11 protein-coding genes and 1 other RNA gene are annotated in these 17,076 nt (G+C 39.0%); 7 read left to right on the top strand and 5 right to left on the bottom strand.

The features are described 5' to 3' along the window. Positions 1–3: 3 nt before the first annotated feature. The 4 genes from B9Y87_RS01900 (at position 4) to B9Y87_RS01915 (ending at position 5,864) form a co-directional block, all read left to right on the top strand. Positions 4–2,064, top strand: a complete 2,061-nt coding sequence (locus B9Y87_RS01900; RefSeq protein WP_085495651.1) for an alpha/beta hydrolase family protein — start codon at positions 4–6, stop codon at positions 2,062–2,064. 19 nt (positions 2,065–2,083) lie between these two features. Then, positions 2,084–3,034, top strand: a complete 951-nt coding sequence (locus B9Y87_RS01905) for a glycoside hydrolase family protein (protein WP_085495653.1) — start codon at positions 2,084–2,086, stop codon at positions 3,032–3,034. Positions 3,035–3,198: 164 nt separating this feature from the next. Beyond that, entirely contained in the window at positions 3,199–3,972 is a 774-nt protein-coding gene (gene agaR / locus B9Y87_RS01910) for a transcriptional repressor AgaR (RefSeq protein WP_085495655.1), read from the top strand. Between the two features lie 203 nt (positions 3,973–4,175). Then, a complete protein-coding gene (locus B9Y87_RS01915) occupies positions 4,176–5,864 on the top strand; it encodes a PQQ-dependent sugar dehydrogenase (protein ID WP_085495656.1) in 1,689 nt (562 codons plus the stop codon). 667 nt (positions 5,865–6,531) lie between these two features. Here B9Y87_RS01915 and B9Y87_RS01920 read toward each other — a convergent pair. The 4 genes from B9Y87_RS01920 to ssrA all read right to left on the bottom strand — a co-directional run bounded on the left by B9Y87_RS01920 (position 6,532) and on the right by ssrA (position 12,283). Further along, on the bottom strand, positions 6,532–7,419 hold the full coding sequence (locus tag B9Y87_RS01920; RefSeq protein WP_085495658.1) for a PorP/SprF family type IX secretion system membrane protein: 888 nt from the start codon (positions 7,417–7,419) through the stop codon (positions 6,532–6,534). Positions 7,420–7,454: 35 nt separating this feature from the next. Further along, positions 7,455–10,181: a T9SS type B sorting domain-containing protein gene (locus B9Y87_RS01925; RefSeq protein ID WP_085495660.1), complete on the bottom strand. Its 2,727-nt coding sequence runs from the start codon at positions 10,179–10,181 to the stop codon at positions 7,455–7,457. 738 nt (positions 10,182–10,919) lie between these two features. Next, a complete protein-coding gene (locus B9Y87_RS01930) occupies positions 10,920–11,420 on the bottom strand; it encodes a Crp/Fnr family transcriptional regulator (RefSeq protein WP_176225576.1) in 501 nt (166 codons plus the stop codon). Positions 11,421–11,884: 464 nt separating this feature from the next. Beyond that, positions 11,885–12,283: a transfer-messenger RNA gene (gene ssrA, locus B9Y87_RS01935) on the bottom strand. Positions 12,284–12,704: 421 nt separating this feature from the next. Between ssrA and B9Y87_RS01940 the strand changes: the two genes are divergently transcribed. The 3 genes from B9Y87_RS01940 (at position 12,705) to B9Y87_RS01950 (ending at position 15,234) form a co-directional block, all read left to right on the top strand. Further along, the gene (locus tag B9Y87_RS01940) at positions 12,705–13,910 is read left to right on the top strand and encodes an NAD(P)-dependent oxidoreductase (protein ID WP_085496606.1); all 1,206 of its coding nucleotides are present in this window, start codon (positions 12,705–12,707) and stop codon (positions 13,908–13,910) included. A gap of 259 nt (positions 13,911–14,169) precedes the next feature. Next, positions 14,170–14,760, top strand: a complete 591-nt coding sequence (locus B9Y87_RS01945) for a hypothetical protein (RefSeq protein WP_085495663.1) — start codon at positions 14,170–14,172, stop codon at positions 14,758–14,760. A gap of 114 nt (positions 14,761–14,874) precedes the next feature. Beyond that, positions 14,875–15,234, top strand: a complete 360-nt coding sequence (locus tag B9Y87_RS01950; RefSeq protein ID WP_085495665.1) for a DUF1801 domain-containing protein — start codon at positions 14,875–14,877, stop codon at positions 15,232–15,234. Positions 15,235–15,316: 82 nt separating this feature from the next. Here the strand turns inward: B9Y87_RS01950 and B9Y87_RS01955 are convergent, their stop codons facing one another. Next, positions 15,317–16,924, bottom strand: a complete 1,608-nt coding sequence (locus tag B9Y87_RS01955) for a sulfatase family protein (protein WP_085495667.1) — start codon at positions 16,922–16,924, stop codon at positions 15,317–15,319. Between the last annotated feature and the right edge of the window lie 152 nt (positions 16,925–17,076).

Genomic DNA, 17,076 nt, shown 5'->3' on the forward strand with positions numbered 1-17,076 from the left:
AATATGGTAAGGGTAAAAATGTTAATGGGTCTGCTTCTTTTGGGCAATGCTGTGGCATTTTCACAAGTGTCCAATTTTGAAGTGGCACCCAATTTTGATCAGACTAATAATATACGTTGTTATTTGAGTAAGGCTGCTCGTAATATTACTCAAAATTCTTTAAAGGATATTCATAATATTAAGGACTGGGAAGCAGTAAGGGAAGAACGTTATGAGCAATTTGTGGAGATGATGGGGCTTCAGGGAAAGCAGCTCGAAGGAAATAGGCCGGCCCTTAAAATTACCAAGACAGGGGTCATTCAAAAAGAAGGCTATCGTATAGAAAAATTGTACTATGAATCCCTTCCGGGATTATATGTACCTGCCAACCTTTATATTCCGGATGGTATTAATAAGCCGGTTCCGGCTATTTTGTATGTTTGTGGGCATTCCCATACCCAAAAGCACCATTATCAGGCTCATGCTAAAAATTTTGCGCAAAATGGCTTTGTTTGTTTAATCATTGAAACCATTCAGAGAGGAGAGGTGAAAGGGGAACATTTAGGCCAAGAGTCAAATGGTTGGTTTCAATGGTACAGCATGGGTTACAATCCTGGAGGTGTCGAAATGTGGAATGGAATAAGGGGGTTGGACCTTTTAAGCGAAATGCCCGAAGTAGATAAGGACAAATTAGGAGTTACAGGAATTTCTGGTGGAGGATCCCAAAGTTGGTATTTGCCAGCAATTGATAAGCGGGTTAAAGCTGCGGCTGCAGTAGCGGGTGCTGGCTCTTTGGAAGGCCAAATAACACAAAAGACTATTGATGACCATTGTGATTGTATGATGCCTATAAATACCTATGGAATAGATTTCTCCGATATTGGTGCCCTAATTGCCCCTCGGCCGTTTATGATTGCCCAAACCAATCGTGATCTCTATTACTCCCTAGAGTCGGTACAAACCTTATTTAAAAAAATAAAACCCATTTATGCATACTATGGAAAATCGGAGAATCTAATTTTCAAAGAGGCCGATGGGCCACATAGTTATGGGTCCAATGAGGAGTTACGTCCTGAAATTTTATCGTTTTTTCTTAAGGAACTGCGTGGCATTAATAGGTCTGTAAAACAAATCGGGGAAATCGATATTACCAAGGAATTAAGTGAGGATGCCTTAAAAGCCTACAAAATTAGTGGCCCCCCAAAAGATGACAGGACCACGACGATACAAGATTCTTTTGTTGAGCTGGCGTCCCCCCCAACAATTGGAAAGGAAATAGAGTTCGCTAATTACAAACGGGAGGTAGTGACCTTTCTAAAGGAAAAAACATTTGGGGCATTCCCGGAACAACCTGTTCCGCTGGATATAAGGTCCGAGTTTCGAGCTTTGGACGGGAGTGATACCCAGAGACTAGATTACAGTTTTGTACCTGAGGATGGCTGGCGATTAAAATTTTCTTTGCGAGTTAGAAAACCTTCTGATTCTACCAAGACCCGTCCCTTATTACTGGTTCTGAAAAGTCCTAACGAGGAACGATGGCATTCAGAGTCCATGGCTGCCGGTGCATTGAAGGAAATGGAGGTGGCCTATTTTGAGGCCCGGGGCATAGGCGAGACCGGTTGGTCACCGAGCCTGCAATGGCATATTAGAAGATCTGCTGCGTGGACTGGGCGAACTATAGCATCGATGAGGGTTTATGATGTGCTGAGGTGTTTACAGGCCGTACGGGAGATACCAGGTATCAACACCAATACAATTCATATAGCGGCCCAAGGAGAAATGGGGGTAGTCGCGGCCTATGCCGCGTTGCTGGATGGAAATGTAAAAACTCTTTTGCTTAAAGACCCGCCTTCAACGCAAAATGTGGTCAGCGATCCATCTGGAAGAGGAGAGGCCTTAGAAATGCTAAATAGTTTGAGGGTGACCGACATAGCACAGGTGGCAGGTTTACATTTTCCGAATGAATTGGTAATAGTTGGGAATTCACCAAGTAGTTTTGAATGGGCAAAAAACCTGTACTCAAATTTAGATATTCCCGATGCATATTTGGAGGTCGACAAAATATCGCAATGGGTAAACAAATAATTCTTAAAAATAAATTAATATGAAAAAGAAAAAATACGTCGTGTATTTATATGCATTCTTACTATGCTTGGGATGCAAGGGGAAAAAAGAGGAAGTAGATAAAACCCGAGCAACTGAAGATTTTCCATCCGAAATGGTTTCTTTCATACCAAATCCCAAAGCTCCTGTTTTTGAGGGGGCCAATGCGCAAAATGCCTGGGACAGAAACTTAAGGGAAAGGGGATATATATTATTTGAGGATAATATGTACAAAATGTGGTATACCGGTTATAATGATAGTATTAGCCCTAAGAGGTTTCTCGGGTTGGCCACTTCCAAAGATGGTATTAACTGGGAGCGTTATAATGAAAAGCCCCTAGTACCTGAAACATGGATTGAAGATATGCAGGTGGTTAAATATAAACAGAAGTACTATATGTTCGCTGAGGGTAAGAACGATGTTGCCCATTTATTGACTTCTCCCAACGGAATTGATTGGACTTCCCAAGGAAATCTCACCATCTTGATGGCCAATGGTGAACCTATTAGTGATGGTCCATTTGGTACCCCTACGGTGTGGATAGAAGGCGATAAAAAATATCTTTTTTATGAACGGGATGATTTAGGTATATGGTTGGCAACCTCCGAAGATTTTAAGACTTGGACTAATGTTAAGGATGAGGAAGTGCTTAAAATGGGACCTGAAGGTTATGATTCTGGAGCAGTGGCGGCAAATCAAATTGTTAAGTATAAGGACCAATATTTTATGTATTACCATGGTTCTTCAAATCCGGATTGGATGAAACCAGGGGTGGTGGCACTATGGACATCCAACGTGGCTATGTCCAGAGATTTGATAAATTGGACAAAATATCAGGAAAATCCCATAGTGGAAGGGGATTATTCCAGCCCAATTCTGGTAAATGAAGGAGCAGGGTTTATATTGTATACCATGCACGATAAAGTGCAAAGGTATGTATCGGGGAATTAACGAAATGGGAATAAAAGGGTTCCAAGTGGAATATGCAACAATGTGGGTTATAGTGGCTGCTTTTCCTTAGATTTGCAATATTCCTTTTTTTAATAAGAAAATTAATTATTATAATCATTAGGGGCCATAGAGTTTAGGTCGTCCATTAATACAACATACTTTATATGTCTAAAAAAAATTCAACGGTGGAACGTAGATCCCTTATCATTGAGGACCTCGAATTTAATGGGAAGGTCGATGTTAGGGAACTTAGTACTAAATTAGGTGTTAGTGAAGTTACCATTCGCAATGACTTGGCACAATTGGAAAAAAAGAACATCTTGATTCGCGCTAGGGGTGGGGCCCTGCGTATGGATCCCGTTGGAATTGATTATCATATTTCGGAGAAGGATAAGATTAATATTAAGGCCAAGCAAAGAATCGGAATAGCTGCTGCCAAATTTGTAGGTAGCGGGGATACGATTATGATAGATTCGGGAACCACTTCAATGGAGTTTGTCAGAAATCTTGATTCAAAATTGGAATTGACCGTCATAACCAATGCGCTTAACATAGCCAATCAATTGCATCAAAATGACAATGTTCAGGTGATAATACCTGGAGGGGTTCTGCGTAAAAAATCCTTTTCCCTTATAGGTACAGCTGCTGAAAAAAGTTTGAGAAACTATTTTTGCGACAAATTGTTTCTTGGCGTTGATGGTATAGATGTGGAAAATGGATTGTCTACTCCAAATATTGAGGAGGCACACTTTAATGGTACTATGATTGATATGTCCCATCAAATTATTGTACTTGCAGATTCCAGTAAAATAGGTAAGAGAAGTTTGGCCTTTATTGGCCCTATTTCTAAAATAGATGTATTGATAACCGATTCCGATATTACGAATGAGCAGAAGGCTGCTTTCGAAAATGCAGGTGTCAAAGTAGTAATAGCCTAAATTCTTATAATATCTGTTATTAGGGATAATTTTTGATTATATCCAAAACCAAATTTCTCCATTTGTCAATAAAAAATTATTCTTATTATAATCCCACTCATAGAGGAATGCAACTATGCAGTTTCCTAGGCCTTAGCCTACTTGCCAAAACAAACAACTTCCAAAATATTATTTTGTTCAAATAGCACTTTTAAGATTTTGATATGAAAATATGTAGTTATTTCCTTGTTATAGCCATGGTGTTTATGTCGTTAAATAGCTGTAAACCAAAAGAAAGGGGAGATTTTGGGAATACCATTAGTGCCAATAAAGAGTTGATCAAAAATGGCAAAGTAGCTTTCGAAGAATTATGCAGCTCATGCCATAATTTTGGGCAAGATGCTATTGGTCCTAATCTTAGTGGCATTACCCGAACCATGCCAACCAACTGGATAAAGGAGTTTATTGGGAGTCCCAAAAAGAAAATTGACCTGAAGGATCCGCGCGCTGTTGCCCTTAAGGAAAAATATAAAGCGGTTATGCCGGACTTTCAACATCTTTCGGATGCTGATATTGAGGCTATTTTGGCTTATATGCATACTTATGACAAAGCCCAATTTAAAAAAGAAACCGACTCAAATTTGATAGAAAACCCCATTCGGGAAAAAATAATCCTTTCAGGTGAAACAGCGGATCTAGAATATATAGGACAAATTCCAGCTTCAAGCGCCCAACAGCCTTATACCAGGATAAATAAGTTGGCCTGTGAAAAGAATTCCGGTCGGTTATTTGTTAATGACCTGCGTGGAACTCTTTTTGAGTTAAAAGAAGGTGGTGAACCTAGCGTATACCTCGACTTAAATAAAACGCATCCCAACTTTATAGACAAGAATGGTATGGCAACAGGATTTGGAAGTTTTGCCTTTCATCCTGAGTTCAATAAAAATGGTCTATTCTATACTTCACATACAGAAGTTGCTGGTTCAAAACCGGCAGATTTTAAATTACCTGATAGCATTAAGGTAGTAATGCAAGGTGTTGTTACAGAGTGGAAGGCCAAAGACCCGAGTTCGATGTCGTTCTCTGGTTCAACTCGAGAGCTTATTCGTTTTGATTTTATTGCGAATTCGCATGGGCTACAGGAGATTGCTTTTAATCCATTTGCAAACAAGGGTGATCAAGATTATGGAAACCTTTATATTTCTATTGGTGATGTTGGGGCAGTGCAAGTTGGATATCCCAAAATTGCGGATCACCATGGAGCTGATATCTGGGGTAGTATATTGCGAATAGATCCATTGGGCAATAACAGTGTTAATACTAAATATGGTATTCCTAAGGATAATCCTTTCGTTGGTTATACTGATAAGAAAAAGGAAATTTGGGCATATGGGTTTAGAAACCCGAATAGGATTTCCTGGATGGACAGAAACAGAATTTTGGCCAGCGATATAGGTCAGGCAAATATTGAGGAATTGAATATTGTGGAGCCCGGTAATTTTTATGGTTGGCCAATTAGGGAAGGTAGGTTTATGTTTAATCCCAATGGAAATTTCAATAACGTTTATGAGCTTCCGGATAATGACTTGGAGGATTTTATTACATATCCTATTGTTCAGTATGACCATGATGAGGGACCGGCGATTAGCGGTGGTTTTATCTCTAAAGGTAAATTGTTCGACGGAAAGTACATTTTTGGTGATATTCCAACAGGTAGGCTCTTTATAAGCGATTTGTGGAACACAGATAATCCTAGGATTGAAGAATTGAAAATTGCTATCAACAATGAGCAAATCAATTTTTATGAATTAACGAAAAGCAATAGGGTAGACTTGAAATTTGGAAGAGGATGTGTTGATGATATCTATATTTTCACTAAGGCCGATGGAAAGATCTATAGACTTATGGAATAATTAACCTAAGAAAGCTAAGATTTAAAGGCGGCAAAAGAGGAAATATTGCCTGTTGTATTTTATATAGGTTTGCTTCAGTCTTAGAGGAGATACGCAATAACTTGTGTTTTGGGCATAGAACCCCTAATCTTTCAATATTAATTTATGGATTTTGGTGATAGGTTAGGTGCAAACATCGAGAAGTCCGCTTGAGTTTTTCAACAGGTTTTTTTCAAGTGCGTATTTGTTATAATGATTTAATATCATACCAAATGAAGGTGAATGTCAAAAAAAAACTATTAACATACTGATGGTAAGTTTGTTACGTGTTTTAAGCTATATAGCGACTTAATTGCGAGGTAATTGAACTCTACTCTACTGTTCACCATTGGTGAAAAGCGTTAAAATCACGCTTAAAATTCCAAATAGCGCCATGTTTAATTTTAAATTAAAATTCAATAGGGATTGCCAATGGGCATTTTTGAAAAAAAAACGTCCCCCTTTATATGAGTTTAATTTTGTTTATTAGTGAAACTCAATTTTGAGAAGTCCGTAAGACGCACTTAAAATTGCAAGTTGAACTAATCCCGCCTTTTTCGGCGGGATCTAGGTTCAATATCTCGACCCTTGGGTCGATTCATATTATTGGGTTCAGGGCTTGCCTTGAGGTTTAATACCTTTTATTTGTCTACAAATTTAGTTTTAAGAGTAATTCATGGGTGCCGTTGCTCAAATTGGCAATGGTATTCTCCGTAGCGCTTTCATATGCATATCCCAATTGTAGACTATTGCTGGCTTTAAAAATAAAGAAACCACCAAACCCTTCATCCATACGATATGCCACTCCTGGCTCTATTTTCTCCCCGAGCATAAAGGCTGCGGTGAAGTCCATTGAAAGGGGGGAAGCATTTACATATCGGGCTAATATGGAAGGCTTGAAAGTAATGTTATTGTTTAAGGGTATGTCGTAACCTGCTGTAGCATATATATGAATCTTATCTTCTCCTTGTTTTGCAATTCCATTGTCATTGTCCAAACGGTTTGGACTGAGTATTCTGGGAACTGAAAGAGAAGCAAAAAATGACTTTCCTTTTAAATAGGCACCACTTCCTATATTTGGGGTAAAACTACCACTGATATTTGTTAAACTTGGGTCTGATTCAATGCTATAGGTTATAAGTCCATCCGTGTTGACCTTATATGAGTTTAATCCAGCTTTTATTCCCAAATATAGATGTGTATTTTCATTTAGTTGCAAATGATAGGAAAAATCCAGTGCCACCGACGTTTGGTTTTCAATGAAAGTTCTGTCATTGATGACGGAGATGCCTACTCCTAGATTTTTCCCAATTGGAGTTCCAAAGAAAACGGTCTGTGTTTCTGGACTGCCTTCTACACTGGCCCATTGGCTTCTGATACCCACTCCAATATCGGTTTCCCCATTAGATCCAGCAAAAGCAGGATTAATAAGGTTCATATTATATCGGTAAAATGTAAAATTGGGATCTTGCTGGGCTGTTAATACACTAAAGGCCAGTAAGGTAGTTAGGATAATATATATTGATTTTAGTTTCATTTTAGTATTGAATTTTAAGTGGTTAACGATTGGGTTTAATAATTAATGAACAACCAGCCCTGTATAGGTGCAGTACCATTGCTCAGATCAATTGTATACATATAAGATCCCGAAGGTAGTTTGTTGCTGTTGGACCTATATGTGGCGTTCCAATCGTTCTTATAGCCTTTGCTGGCAAATACTTCGTGTCCCCATCGGTTATAAACCTTAATAAGTGCATTGGCGTAATTCTCTATTCCTGGTATTACCCAAAAATCATTGATCCCATCACCATTTGGTGTAAAGGCCTGGGCTGGTATAAGCGTGGGCTTGGCGTTGATTGGAAAATAATCTTCCGAATCCAGTATCCCATCGTTATCATCATCGGTATCGCAAGAATCGGCTATTAAGTCTCCATCAGTATCCGTTCCTGTCAAGGTTAGCTGAGCAGTTTCAATAGTAGTGTTGCCACTGCTGTCCGTAGCTGTTAAAGTAACGGTGTATTGTCCTATGTTGGCGCAATCAAAATTTGTACGGTCCATATCTATGTCGGAGATACTACAATTATCATAACTTTCTTCTATGAATTCTTCCGCCGCTACACTGATTAAGCCAGTTTCATCCAAATTAATGGTCAAATCTTTAACAATGACCATTGGTGCAATGTTGTCCTCAACGGTGACTAATGCTGTTGCTTGTGATTCATTTCCGTTGACATCGATTGTTGTTAAGGTAACCGTATTTTCTCCAATATTTTCACAAGTAAAGTCTGTAGTATCTAAACTTATACTTATAATTCCGCAGTTATCCGTTGAATCATTATTTATTTGAGTAGGGGTTATTGCAGCCACACCATTGGCATCTAATTGCACAGTAATGTTTTGCGCAATTGCCGTTGGAGGGGTCACATCCATCAAAGTGATATCAAAGGTGGTTGTATTTGTATTTCCATTTCCATCATCTGCAGTAAGTGTAATGGTCTGTACTGTTCCGTGAGCGCTTAGAACAGTGCCAGATATCGGGGATTGGGTAACTGTGATTGTTCCACAATTGTCTGCAACCGATGTTAACCCTGTGTAATCTGGAACAGTAAAATTACAATAGGCATCCAATTCTTCAAAAGTATCCTCTATGGCAGTTAATGATGGGGGAGTGACGTCCGCCAAGGTTACCTCAAAGGTGGTTGTATTTGTATTTCCATTTCCATCATCTGCAGTAAGTGTAATGGTCTGCACTGTTCCGTGACCGCTTAGAACAGTGCCAGATATCGGGGATTGAGTAACTGTAATTGTTCCACAATTGTCTGAAGCCGAAGTTAATCCCGTGTAATCTGGAATAGTAAAGTTACAATAGGCATCCAAATCTTCAAAGGTATCCTCTATGGCAGTTAACGATGGGGGAGTGATATCCGCTAATGTAACCTTAAAGGTGGTTGTATTTGTATTTCCGTTTCCATCATCAGCTGTAAGTGTAATGGTCTGTGTCGTTCCGTGATCGCTGATTACAGTACCGGGTACCGGAGCTTGGGTAACTGTTACTGCTCCACAATAATCTTCGGCCGTTGTTAAGCCCGTATAATCTGGAAGATTAAAATTACAACTGGCACCCAAATTTTGGTCTATATCTGCTACAGTGGTCAATGTTGGGGCAATAAGATCATTAAAGGTGACATCAAAAGTTTGTGTCCCTATTTCACCCAAACTGTCCTCCATTGACACCGTAATAGTACTTGTTCCCACTGCATCCAATATGGGCGTAATTGTCAGTGAGCGAGTATTGCCTGTACCTGCGATTACAATATCCGTATCATCTACCACATTTGTGTTCGATGAAGTTGCGGTTACTATAAATGTATTATCTCCAGGTAAGTTATCCGTAATAGTTAAAACTAATCCAGAGGCGGAACCATTAATACACTCAAATTGGTTTGCTAAGGTAGAGCCTGAGGGCGTATCATTTGAGGTGGTTGTAAAAGAAACTTCATCTCCGTAACCTGTTCCTATGGAGTTTGTCGCATATGCACGTACATAATAGGTAGTGCCACTGGTTAATCCGGTTAAATTGCTACTAAAAGATCCCGTTCCTGTACCATTGGAAGTTTTTGAATCGGCTATAGTTGGTGCTCCCGAAGTGTTCCAACAAATCCCCCTTGCACTAACAGGGTCTCCCCCGTCATCAGTTATATTACCACCGCTTATTGCTGTTGTAGATGTAATGCTATTTATTGCTGTAGTTGTTACTGTTGGTCCCAATGATGCAAATACAGCATCAAAACACATTGTCATTAATAATCCTCCTCCACCTCCATTGTGTGAAAATGTAATAGTGGAGAAATTATTGGTTGAATGTACCTTTAATCGAGCCCCTTGAAGACCATCAACTGAAATTACATTACCATTGATAATAGTAGCTTCGGGGCAATCTCCGTTTTCATGTGTTATAGTTAATGATCCACCGGTATCAGTAGTAATAGTAACAATTTCACCAGTGTTTCCAGCAACCATATTATAAACCATATTGTTTACAGGAGATGAAAAGGTATTGGTGAATGTGCTTGCGCTTGAACCAATATAGACACTGTTTGGTTTAGTTGTGACCCCACAGATTTCCAAACTACTGGCGTAATTTTGGTATCCGCCGGTTCCTGAAGCGGTAATTGTCAATCCATTTTCAGTAAAAGGAAAATCATTATAGCCTTTTTCAGTTGTACAGGTTATTTGGCTTAATGCGCTTTGGTACCCTAAGCAGAATACCATCAATAATGGTAGAATTATTTTTTTCATATGTTTATATTTATTGTTTTTCCAATTGAATTTTACACCTCCTGATATCTTATTTTTGTAAATAAAGGTGGTCAGGCACTGTCTGTTGTGGTTAGAAGGCGGCGTCTAAATTCTGCAAAGAAGCTATGAACATGATATTGTTGTAAGAATCTTATTTCAAGATTGGATGATCATCCTGTACCAACAATATTGGTTGCTCCAATCATGAAAAAAGGAGCCCTGTGAAAGACTTAAATTTGGGGGTTTTTAATTTTAAATAAAGGGTTAGTAGGTTTGTAATTTGGCAAGTTTTGGTTTGTAGTATTTTTCTTCATATGGGTTTTTGTTTACAGCTAAACGGGGTAAGAATGTTTCTAGTATTTTTAATTTACATTCGTCTTGACATATGTCAATTTTCTTACATTTTTGAGTATTTGGACGGATGAAAATGAATTTTTGTCGGTTTTTTTGAATTTTTTCCTATACTGGTGGCAGGGTGATTTTCTGTAATTATGTCTATGTAGATCAAGTTGGGTCGACTTTATAGGGGTGTTTTTTTGTTACTAAAAAATATAAACTATAAGAAAAAATTACATAATGAGCATGGTGACCCAATGGCACTATTGTGGTGCTTAATAAAAGATAAATTATTTTCGGGGGAACAGTGGGGGAAATAAGGTCCATTAATCAGAAACGAAATGGAACTTGGACAAAACGCATTGGCTTAAAAGGAATTTGGGTACTATTGTAGTCTTCGGTTTATTCGTTAAATAACCTAGAAAGTGTTTCTGGACGCATTGCCAGAAATGAAGCCAAATATTTTTTGGGAATCCTTTTAGTCATTTTTGGGTTTGCATTTTTAAAAAAATAGGCTAGCCGCTTCTGCGCGCTGGGAATCCTGGTCATAAAAGCTCTTTTCTCAGCATGAATATAGTATTCCACCAGCATGATCCTGTTAATTTCCCGCATTTCCGGAAAGTTCTTCAAACAGTATTGATAATCCCGGAATTCCAAATATTCGCAATGTGTGACTTCTAGACATTGGATATTTTCACTGGCGGGTTCATTTTTGAAAAATCCTGTTATTGAAGTGAATATTTCACTATCAAAACTAATCCACGTTGTAACATCAACATTATCGCTAACACAATATCCTCTTACCAATCCTTTTTTTATAACATATAGTTTATTGCAAATTTCACCTTCTTTACTAATGATTTCATTTTTAGCGTAAACCGTTCTCTTTATTTTGTTGGTCAAGAATGATTTTAGTTCAGCGGAAAGGGGAACTATTTCATTAAGGTAAATTAGAATAAATAGATTTAAATGAAGTCTGTTGGGTGCGGACATTTTAACAAATACAATTTACCTCGTAAAAATACTTAAAAAGTAAGTATAGGCCAATCTATTTACGACGGTTTCAGTACCTACCGAGGGAATACTTAATAAATACATTTTAAGAGAGTCGGTTTTACATGCATACCGAATAGGTAACTTTTTATTTGATATTATTTGGTTTTAAATGATATGGAATAAAATAAAAAAACCTGTAAATCATAGGATTACAGGGTTTATGGTGCGAAATGATATCATTTCAGTGGAGCCGGAGACGTCCAAGTGTTAAGAAAATGTCCAGTGGACATTTTTAGCGCAGGAGCGAGTTGGTGCGCTGGCTTTCGAATCCCGTAGGCATAACGCAAAAAACCACCCGTAGGTGGTTTTTGAAGTGGAGCCGGAGGGATTCGAACCCTCGTCCAAACAAGCAATTACAATGCCTTCTACATGCTTAGTTCCTAATTGATTTTCGATGTGCACCTGACTAGAAACAGCCTAATGCACACTTATCTTCTTCAGTTTTGGTGATAGTGCCGAAGCTTCACTACCCTTGTGTTGACTTTGATGGTGCTTCTGAAAGGGACGCCGTCAACAAGGGCTTCCCAGAAACATCTCGCTTCCCTACCTTGTAGGGACGAGGCTAAATCCTACTATGATTCGGATTAAGCGGCAAGAGCGTAATTATTTTCGCCAATTAAAAAGTGTGGAAAATGAGATTAACGAGCTGTAGCCCAGCGCTCGGCATGCTTACATTCCAATTGGTCTCGCTGTCAAAACCAGTCGGCCCCTTCAATGAGATAGGCATGCTATGCATGCCGTTATCGAATTGAATCCCGCCACCGGCGGGATCTTTTATCCAACCTGCCTAATCCTAGGATAAAGCCAGGCTTGATTCCGCTATCCGCAGAAATATTCTCTCATCTTTTTTTTCAATGAACTTTATTAACGTTACTTGGGCGTTCCTTTTTTTTTGATACCTACAAGGTTTTGAAAACCTTGCAGGAAGAAAAAAGGTCGGGCTTTCGGCTATATTTTTTTGATTTTTTCCCTGGACCCCTGTCCAGAAAAAATCGAAAAAGATGTCGCCTCTATCCCTAACGCGGTCGCCAAAGGTACTCCAAAAACTATTCCAAAAAAAGTTTTGCTGGTCAACTTGTCATGTGTTATATTTATAACTTTATTAGTGTATATAGTTATAAAATTATATTTATGAAATTTGGGATTATTAGGGAACGAAAAAACCCACCCGACCGCCGGGTGGTCCTAACACCGGATGCCTGCACAAGGATACTAGACAAATTCCCGGAAGCGGAAATTATGGTCGAACCTTCCCCTATACGGGTTTTTTCGGATCTGGAATATGGGGAAAAAGGCCTTCCAGTAAAGTCCGAAATGGAAAATTGTGATGTGCTTATCGGTGTCAAAGAAGTACCTATAGCGGATTTGATTCCCAATAAGAAATATTTCTTTTTTTCCCATACCATTAAAAAGCAGCCCTATAATAGAAATTTACTTAGGGCTATATTGGAAAAGAATATTGAATTGTATGATCATGAAGTCATCACAGGTATTAAAGGACAGCGCTTGGTGGCATTTGGGAGGTATGCAGGTATTGTAGGGGCCTATAATGGTTTAAGGGCGTACGGACTTAAATTCAGTTTGTTTCAGTTGCCAAAAGCGGAGACTTTAGCGGACCAGCAAGCTTTGATTTCGGAACTTAGAAGGGTGAAATTGCCAAATATTAAAATTCTTCTTACAGGTAGGGGAAGGGTAGGCAATGGCGCCAAAGAAATGCTTGATGCCATGGAAATCAAAAAAGTTGGAGTAGCCGATTATCTGAATAAAACCTTTGAAGAACCGGTATATTGCCAGATTGATGCTTCGGAATACAATAAGCGCAAGGATGGGGTTAGGAGCAATAAAGCCGACTTTTTTGCCCATCCAGAGGATTATAGGTCCAATTTTTTTCGTTTTGCCAAAGTGACCGATTTTTATATTGCGGGTCATTTTTACGGAGACGGTGCACCTTATCTTTTTACACGGGAAGATGCCAAACATCCACATTTTAATATAAAGGTCGTGGCAGACGTTAGCTGCGATATTGATGGTCCCGTAGCCACAACGATAAGATCAAGTACTATTGCAGATCCCATTTATGGCTATGACCCCCTCAGCGAAACGGAAGTGGATTTTATGGATCCCCATGCCATTGCCGTTATGGCCGTTGATAATTTACCTTGCGAGTTGCCTAGGGATGCCAGTATAGGTTTTGGCGACGCTTTTGTAAAATATGTGATCCCCGCATTTTTTAACGGGGATGCGGACGGAGTTTTGGAACGCTCAAGAATGACGAAGAACGGAAAGCTTACCAAACGCTATGCCTATTTACAGGACTACATTGATGAAAAGGAATAGGCAACCCAATCTTTTTATATTATTCTTTTTGCTGAAATACTACGGATCAATTCCGTCGCCTTTGGTCTTGCGGGATTGAAACATAACGTTTGGAGATCTTCTTTTAATAAACAATATTCGGGGATTGAATGTCCATTCAACCAGGCAATGGACATGGCTGTTTTGTGAGGATATAGTATGGACCATATCTTAAAATTTACATAAAGTCAGTGTACGGCTATCGTTTCTTTTTTAGATTTAGAATACTTGAAATGTAATTATGATTCGAAATCTGTTTGTTGCCATCGTATTGTTATCACTTTTTAGTGCCAATGCCCAATATGGAAGGGTGACTGAAAAAGGACCCACTTTTGGGTTGATAAATTTGGAAAGACACCAATTTAAGTTCGACCTTTTTGCTCCAGGTTTTAGTTATGAATTGGGTTTGTTCAGAAATCAAAGTGTCTCAACAAGTTTGGGATTGGGAATTGCGACCTATCAAGAGGGTTATAATATTGGCCTCGCAATGAACAATCGGTATAGATATTACCATAATCTTGATAGACGAAATTCTTTGGGCAAGGATGTTAGTGGCAATTCGGGAAATTATATAGCTGCGGCACAGGCCATCTTTTTTTCACAATTGCGGGTAGCAACCGATATTTCCGGCCCAACTGATTTTAATTTAGGTTTTTACGGATTTGTCTACGGATTTCAAAGAACCTACCCTAAGGGTTTTAACTTTACCGTGGAATTGGGAGGAGGTTATTATAAAGGTGATGGTGTGCCTTCTGGTTATGGTCCTTTACTAGGGTTCAATTTTGGATGGGTGGCGACCAAGCGAAAGTCCAAAAAACCAACTTTTGATTAAAACCTTGGTATTCCTGGTAATTAGAGCATTATTAATGGCAAATTAAGGAAGGCTATGGCATGAAAATAAATAATAATATATTCAATTGGTCAAGAAAAGTAAATCGAGTTTATTGTGAATCCCGCAGAAGAATATATCCTTAATCAGTCAGAGCCATATAGGGGCATTCTATTGTACCTTCAAGCGGTCATTGAAGGTGCCATTCCAGAAGTGGAACTGAAATATAAATATAAAATCCCTTTTTACTACATCAATGGTAGGCCTTATTGTTATTTAAACCAAAGCAAGGATTATGTGGATCTTGGGTTTTGGAACGCAGCCCATTTAACCGTGCATTTAGAGCAAATGAACACAGAGGGTCGAAAAATGATGAAATCCCTTCGTTACAAATCCTTGGAACACATTGATACCACCGTTCTAAAGGAAGTCCTGGAGGATGCCTATAGCGTTAAGGATAGAAAATTTTGGAAATAAAATCAACCAAAAAAAATAACAATTGGTCGTATGATATTTACGCGAATTCCCCCTCTTTTTGTCAAATTTAACTGACCACTAACTACTCTTCTATCAACCCCTTGTCCTTATATAGTTGAATGTACTGGTTGCTCAATGAATCGGAATCCTTGTATTTTTTCCTTAGTCCATTAAGTTTATCCTTCAATTCGGATACTACTTGGGCATAATCCGGATCGTTAAATACATTGTTTAGTTCCTGCGGGTCTTTTTCGCGATCATAGAGTTCCCAAACATCTACATCGTAATAGAAGTGTATTAATTTAAACTCCTTAGTGGCAATGCCATAGTGACGTTTTACAGCATGTTCTGCTGGATATTCGTAATAATGGTAATACACGGCATCCCTATCCCATTTTTCCTTTTCCCCTATTAAAAGGGGTACCAGACTTTTTCCTTGCATATCTTCAGGAGCTGTTACCCCGGCAACTTCCAAAAAGGTCTGGGCAAAATCCAAGTTCTGAACCATTTCATCCTCTGTAGTGCCTGGAGTTATTACATTTGGCCATTTTATAAGTAGTGGCGTTTTAAAAGATTCATTGTACATAAACCTTTTGTCGAACCAGCCGTGCTCTCCTAAGTAAAAGCCTTGATCCGAGGTGTAAATCACAATGGTGTTTTCGGTAAGACCTTCATCATCTAGGTAGTTCAATACCCTTCCCACATTTTCATCAACTGCAGCAATGGTCCCTAAATAATCCTGCATATACCGTTGGTATTTCCAAACCATTAGGGTGGAATCGTTCATATTGCCGTACTCCTTTTTAAAGGCTTCGTTAATGGGGCCGTATACTTTGTCCCATTCGGCTCTCTGTTCCGGATTAAATTTATTTAGGCCTCCTATGCCCAAATGTTCCTCAATATTTAATTCTTCCAGAACCTCATCCGTTATTTTAAGGTCATAACGCAGCGTCATATGCTTAAGGATGTTCATTTCCGCAGGTCCTGCCGTAGTTTCACGTGTGGCATAATTATCGAACAAAGTAGCTGGTAAGGGGTAGGCGTTTTTTGTAAATTCTTTGTAATGCCTTGGAGCTGGCATCCAGGACCTGTGCGGCGCCTTGTGCAAATACATCAACATAAAGGGTTTTTTGGCATCCCTACGGTTTTGTAGCCAATCCAAGGTGAGGTCCGTGGTAATATCGGTAACATAGCCCGTAACAATGGTATCCCCGGTAGCGGTAATAAAACGGGGGTTGTAATAATCTCCCTGTCCCGGCAGAATTTTAAATTCATCGAATCCTTTTGGGTTGTTGCCAAAATGTAGCTTCCCGAACATAGCGGTCTGGTAACCTGCCTTTTGTAACAATTGCGGAAAGGTAACATTGGTAGTATCAAAAGGGGAAATGTTATCTATCTTGCCGTTAATGTGGCTATGTTTTCCTGTCAGAATAACAGCACGTGACGGGGCACATATGGAATTGGTAACACTGGCATTGGTAAAGAGCATGCCTTCCTTGGCAATCCTGTCTATATTTGGGGTCTTAATGAGCCTTTCATCATAGGCGCTTATGGCCTGATAAGCGTGGTCATCGGACATGATGAATACTATATTCGGTTTCTTTGGGGCCAAATCCTTGGCTCCTTGCTTACAACTTGTTATTAGTATAAATAATCCTGCGAAAACGATTGTTAAAAATGTGGGCTTCATTTAACTTGTAATAAGGTCTAAAATTAATGGGTAAAAATAGGGTTTTGTTTTTGTAATACCAGTAATAGACCAACTATTTGTGGTTATAAAAAATGCCGCACAGACCTGTGCGGCATTCAATAATATATGTTTTACGCTTTAAGGGGTTACAT

This window comes from Arenibacter troitsensis, from assembly GCF_900177645.1.
Taxonomy (GTDB): Bacteria; Bacteroidota; Bacteroidia; order Flavobacteriales; family Flavobacteriaceae; genus Arenibacter; species Arenibacter troitsensis.

Bases quoted from the DNA above. Each gene is read 5' to 3' on its own strand.
- B9Y87_RS01900 (WP_085495651.1), top strand. From the start codon at position 4: ATGGTAAGGGTAAAAATGTTAATGGGTCTGCTTCTTTTGGGCAATGCT.
- B9Y87_RS01905 (WP_085495653.1), top strand. From the start codon at position 2,084: ATGAAAAAGAAAAAATACGTCGTGTATTTATATGCATTCTTACTATGC.
- agaR (WP_085495655.1), top strand. From the start codon at position 3,199: ATGTCTAAAAAAAATTCAACGGTGGAACGTAGATCCCTTATCATTGAG.
- B9Y87_RS01915 (WP_085495656.1), top strand. From the start codon at position 4,176: ATGAAAATATGTAGTTATTTCCTTGTTATAGCCATGGTGTTTATGTCG.
- B9Y87_RS01920 (WP_085495658.1), bottom strand. From the start codon at position 7,419: ATGAAACTAAAATCAATATATATTATCCTAACTACCTTACTGGCCTTT.
- B9Y87_RS01925 (WP_085495660.1), bottom strand. From the start codon at position 10,181: ATGAAAAAAATAATTCTACCATTATTGATGGTATTCTGCTTAGGGTAC.
- B9Y87_RS01940 (WP_085496606.1), top strand. From the start codon at position 12,705: ATGAAATTTGGGATTATTAGGGAACGAAAAAACCCACCCGACCGCCGG.
- B9Y87_RS01945 (WP_085495663.1), top strand. From the start codon at position 14,170: ATGATTCGAAATCTGTTTGTTGCCATCGTATTGTTATCACTTTTTAGT.
- B9Y87_RS01955 (WP_085495667.1), bottom strand. From the start codon at position 16,924: ATGAAGCCCACATTTTTAACAATCGTTTTCGCAGGATTATTTATACTA.